Here is a 4,029-nt window from a genome sequence, read left to right as displayed (position 1 = left end):
GCAACTCACGCGGTTCCGGTATGAGTTGTCTCAGAGTGCCCGTCGTCAGGTAGTAGAAAAACCCCAGAAAAGCATTGATCACCAGCAGCCAGCCCACGACATTGTGCAGTCGAACGGCCGTCGCAAATGGAATGACGCCGGCGCTTCCGGAATAATGCACAGAAAAACCGGTAAAAAGAAGCGTCAGGATCATGACCGCCTGAAACCAGTGCCAAAATCTTTCGTAAAGCGTATAAATCAGCTCTTTCTGCATGATCACGCCTCTTGTCCGTGAATATATGTGCCGGGTTTGTTACCGTTCGCTTTGTCAATCCTGTCGACGAAAACTTTTGAGCAACGACAGGGATGGAAAAACTCGAAACGACGTGTGGACGCCGATTGTCAGCACGACTCCCAGGAAAGCAAGAAATCCGAGCCAGTCCACCCAGTTGTGCCGGCTTTTCCCCAGAATGTAGAAACCTGCTTTTTCCGGGTTCGGGGTCAAAATCAACGCCGGGTTGTCCGACGACCAAGAAATTTCGAGCCTGTAGGCTTCCGGAATTCCACTGCCCGGAACGATGCGTGCCCCGCGGGAATTGTCGTCATCCTGAACGTTGCCCAAAGAGAACGCTTGCCCAAGCAAAGATCGCGAACTGTGGCACGTCTCACACTGGCGGATCGCCAACCGTGCCGGCGCCACACCGTGGTGAATGCCGAACGGCCAGATTTCCACGACGTGTTCTGGGGAGGTCACGCCGACATTCTTGAGTTGGGTAGCGAGTTCTGTCGTGGAATAGCGGGGCGGGAGGCGGCGTCGATAACTTGTCGAAAAAACGGGGGAACTCTCACCGCTTTTACTTTCGGGATTGTGAGCCGGACGAGAAAGAATGGCTTCCAAGTCCCGCAGGCTCACCGGTCGGGGGCTTGCTCCGGCCTCGACCCAGTAACTCGCCCTCACGAGATTGTACGGCCCAAGTCTGATCTCGCCGTCCATGGCCTTTCGCGGAAGAATGACAGGCCGAAAACCTGTGATCACGGGGACCGTCGTCGAGCTGGACCAGGTGACTCCTCGCCACTGCAAAAAAGGCTGACCGTCGGCAGGGGCAGACCAATCGATTGCCTCCAGCGCAGGGGCGTAAACTGCGGGGATGTGGCATGTTTCGCATTCCAGTCGGGCGAGGTGCACCGCCCGGAAGGGCAACCACTCATGGGCCGCGGTGGCGTCGTGGCAGTCCCGGCAGGTCCGCATTGTACCGGTAAACTCGGGAGCAATCTTCCCCTGCGCGGTGTCCCCTTTGGCAAATTGATGACTCGGACGCTCCAGATACTCCGCAAAGGACAAACGCCGCGGTTCGAATCGGAGGTGCTTCGGCCGACCCCGCGCCGGTGGCTCAAAGAGCGCCGGATTGTCCAGCGAAAAATGACAGTGGCGACAATCCAGAAGGGACGCCGCATGAATATCCCAGGGGCGAATCAGATTCTTCTTTCCAGCGATGTTCAGTTCCGAATCGCTTATCCGCTGGGCCGAAAAAACCTGACCCTTTGTGAGCGTGGACCAGTCGGACCAGCTTATTTCCAGGCAAGAGAGTTGTTCGTGGGGACCGACGACTTTTCCGTGGCACTGGCCGCACTGCTCGGCGGTGGGGCGTTCAATGCGAAAACTTTGAGCCACCACGGCACCGCGTTCATCGAACGCCTGCTTGTTGTATTCCCATTGTGTGCCTTTGCGTATGACGGCACCGGTCCTGGCCAAGGTGGCCGTAACCGCCCAGGCAAAACGCCCGGCTTTTATTTCTTCGACACGAGCTGTATTATCCGGCGAGTGGAGATGGCACACGAAACAGTTCATCTCCAGCGTGCCTGAACTCCTCCAATCCCACCGCACGGGTTGATTACCAGAGAGCGTCGACATCAGGTCGGGATCCCAGGTTAATCCTGAGTGGCTTCCCGGCGTTGCTGAAGCCGTCGTTTCCGAGGCAGACTTTTCTACCTGAGTACCATCAGCGGCTGTATCGCTTGCGGCGGCCGCTTGTTCTTGCGCAGTTTTGCCACGCTTCGTCAGCGGTTCGTTGCCGAAGCCAAATTGCCCCAGCCGCCCCCCCACATACCGGAAACCGTATGTGCGGAGCCAGTCCGCAAGCCCCAGATCAGGCTTGCTCTCGCCAGGCGGCGAGAGGCGTTGGTAGAAAAACGGCTTCCACCCCCCTACCCCGCCGCTTGTGTAATCCCAGGCATGAGCGGCGCGTTCCGATTGGCCCGGCCGAAACCACCGTCTGATCCCCAGATCGGCATGGTAACAATGATCGCTGATGTACTGGGTATCGTGACAGGCCCCGCAAGTTCGCTCCGCAGAGACAGGTTGCCCGCTGGCAATCACATTGCGGCCATTCGCGTCGAGCAGGGGAACCGGTCGATGTGTGACCTCAGTGAGATTTTGTTGCGCTTTCGATTGCGGCGATTCAGTGGCAAGTATGCACCGTTCTGGAAAGCGCCCCATCAAGAAGAGCGCCGCCACAGCAACGGTGTTACGCACCACTCGCCAGACCCGATTCGTTTTCGTCATCCCCATGGTGGCAGATCCTTCAATGGTCGAAGGAATGATAGCGAAGTTTTTGTGCGTCCCCGATTTCACCGTTCCACAAGCCCCGTCATGTGTCGATTGCCACGAAACATCGGGTCACCGTCGTATCCCAGGGCCTTCCAATCGAGTCGCCCGCCCGGTCCGTGGCAATCGGCACATTGCAGGGCACGTTCCTTGGGCTGAACCATATGGGAGAGCGGCCAATACATTTCCGTATCCACGAAGCCGTACTGACCGCTATACGGCAAGCCGGTGTCCTGGCTCCCAAGGCGGCAGGCCAGATCCCAGTTAAACTCTGTCCAGTAACCACCGGGTCCCCAGGTCCGCGGCGTCAGAAGGTAAAGATACTGTTTGTCGTAGATCTGCCTTCCCCGATGCACCTTGAACGGCCAGATTTTGGCTTCGGGATCTCCGGGACCACCGAGAGGCCGATTGATCTGGACCACATGGGTAGGATCGATTTTCTGCCCGGTTAGATACCGCTCCCCGCGCCCGTTGTACCAGCAATATTCGGGATTGATATTTTGCGCGTAAACAAACCTTCCCTTCTGCTTCAAATAGAAGTGGGGATCCTCGGGGATATCGTCGCGACCCGCAGCCGACCAGTCCCAATACATCTTCGTCGGTGCATCGATGGCCATCTTGGGGATGTGGCACGTCTGACACGCTACGGTGGCTGTGTGAAAGTCAAGCCTCTCGTTGCCGTGCGGCTTTTCACTATGGCAATCCGTACAGGAAACCCGTGCGGGTTTTTCGATGCATACTGACATCGCGCAACCCGGGATTTGATGTTTTTGTGTGCGATGGCAATCCACACACTGGAATTTCAAACGCCCCATGTGCACGTCGATACGCTCGGGCGGGAAGTACATCGTTCCATCGAGATCACCGTGCTTGACGGCGTCGGCACCACCTCCTTTGAAATGGCACTGGCCGCAGTTGAGCCGGGTGGGACGCCCCACACTCCGCGCAACCGCCGTAAGGTCCACATCTGGTTTGGGAAGCCCTGCGAGTCCTTTCTGATAGGTGTTGGTCTGGTCGTGGCAGACGAGGCAATCAACGTTTTCTTCCCGGCTAAAGTCAAAGTGAGGATCTTTCCAGCCGTAACCGGCATGGCACGCCGAACAGGCCTGAATATTGGGGAGGGCTGCGATGCAGAAGTTGTTGATGAGGTTTAATTTCCCGACGTAGATGGTCTTTCCGGTTGCCGGGTCCTTAACTTTCTGGCCGGCCCACGTCCAGTGGTCCGTGGCCATGACCTCCTTGGCCGCGTTGGGATGACATGAGAGACATATCTTCGTCACCTCGGGACCCGTTTTTAAACCCGCCGGGATAAACGGGGTATGGTCCACATGCCGAGGGGGAGGCGGAACGTGCCGCCAGGGATTGTCGGGAGGTTCCCGCTTTTCTTGTCGGGCAAACTGCCAGGCTGCTATTGCCAGCCCGGAGACGAACACAGCGATACAAAC

Annotated in this window: 3 protein-coding genes; all 3 read right to left on the bottom strand. The window is 57.5% G+C overall.

What is annotated here, in order from left to right; translation table 11 throughout:
• Positions 1-253: cytochrome b/b6 domain-containing protein (locus H5U08_RS12015; RefSeq protein ID WP_297033322.1), on the bottom strand; the 253-nt coding region annotated here is incomplete at its 3' end.
• A gap of 54 nt (positions 254-307) precedes the next feature.
• Entirely contained in the window at positions 308-2,548 is a 2,241-nt protein-coding gene (locus H5U08_RS12010) for a hypothetical protein (RefSeq protein WP_297033320.1), read from the bottom strand.
• A 59-nt stretch (positions 2,549-2,607) separates the two neighbouring features.
• The coding region (locus tag H5U08_RS12005; RefSeq protein WP_297033318.1) for a tetrathionate reductase family octaheme c-type cytochrome at positions 2,608-4,029 on the bottom strand (1,422 nt) is incomplete at its 5' end.

Origin of the sequence: Thermogutta sp., from assembly GCF_014359955.1 — a bacterium.
Classification (GTDB): Bacteria; Planctomycetota; Planctomycetia; order Pirellulales; family Thermoguttaceae; genus Thermogutta.
Note: the sequence above shows the minus strand (reverse complement) of the source record. Positions and strands in the feature narration are given on the sequence as shown.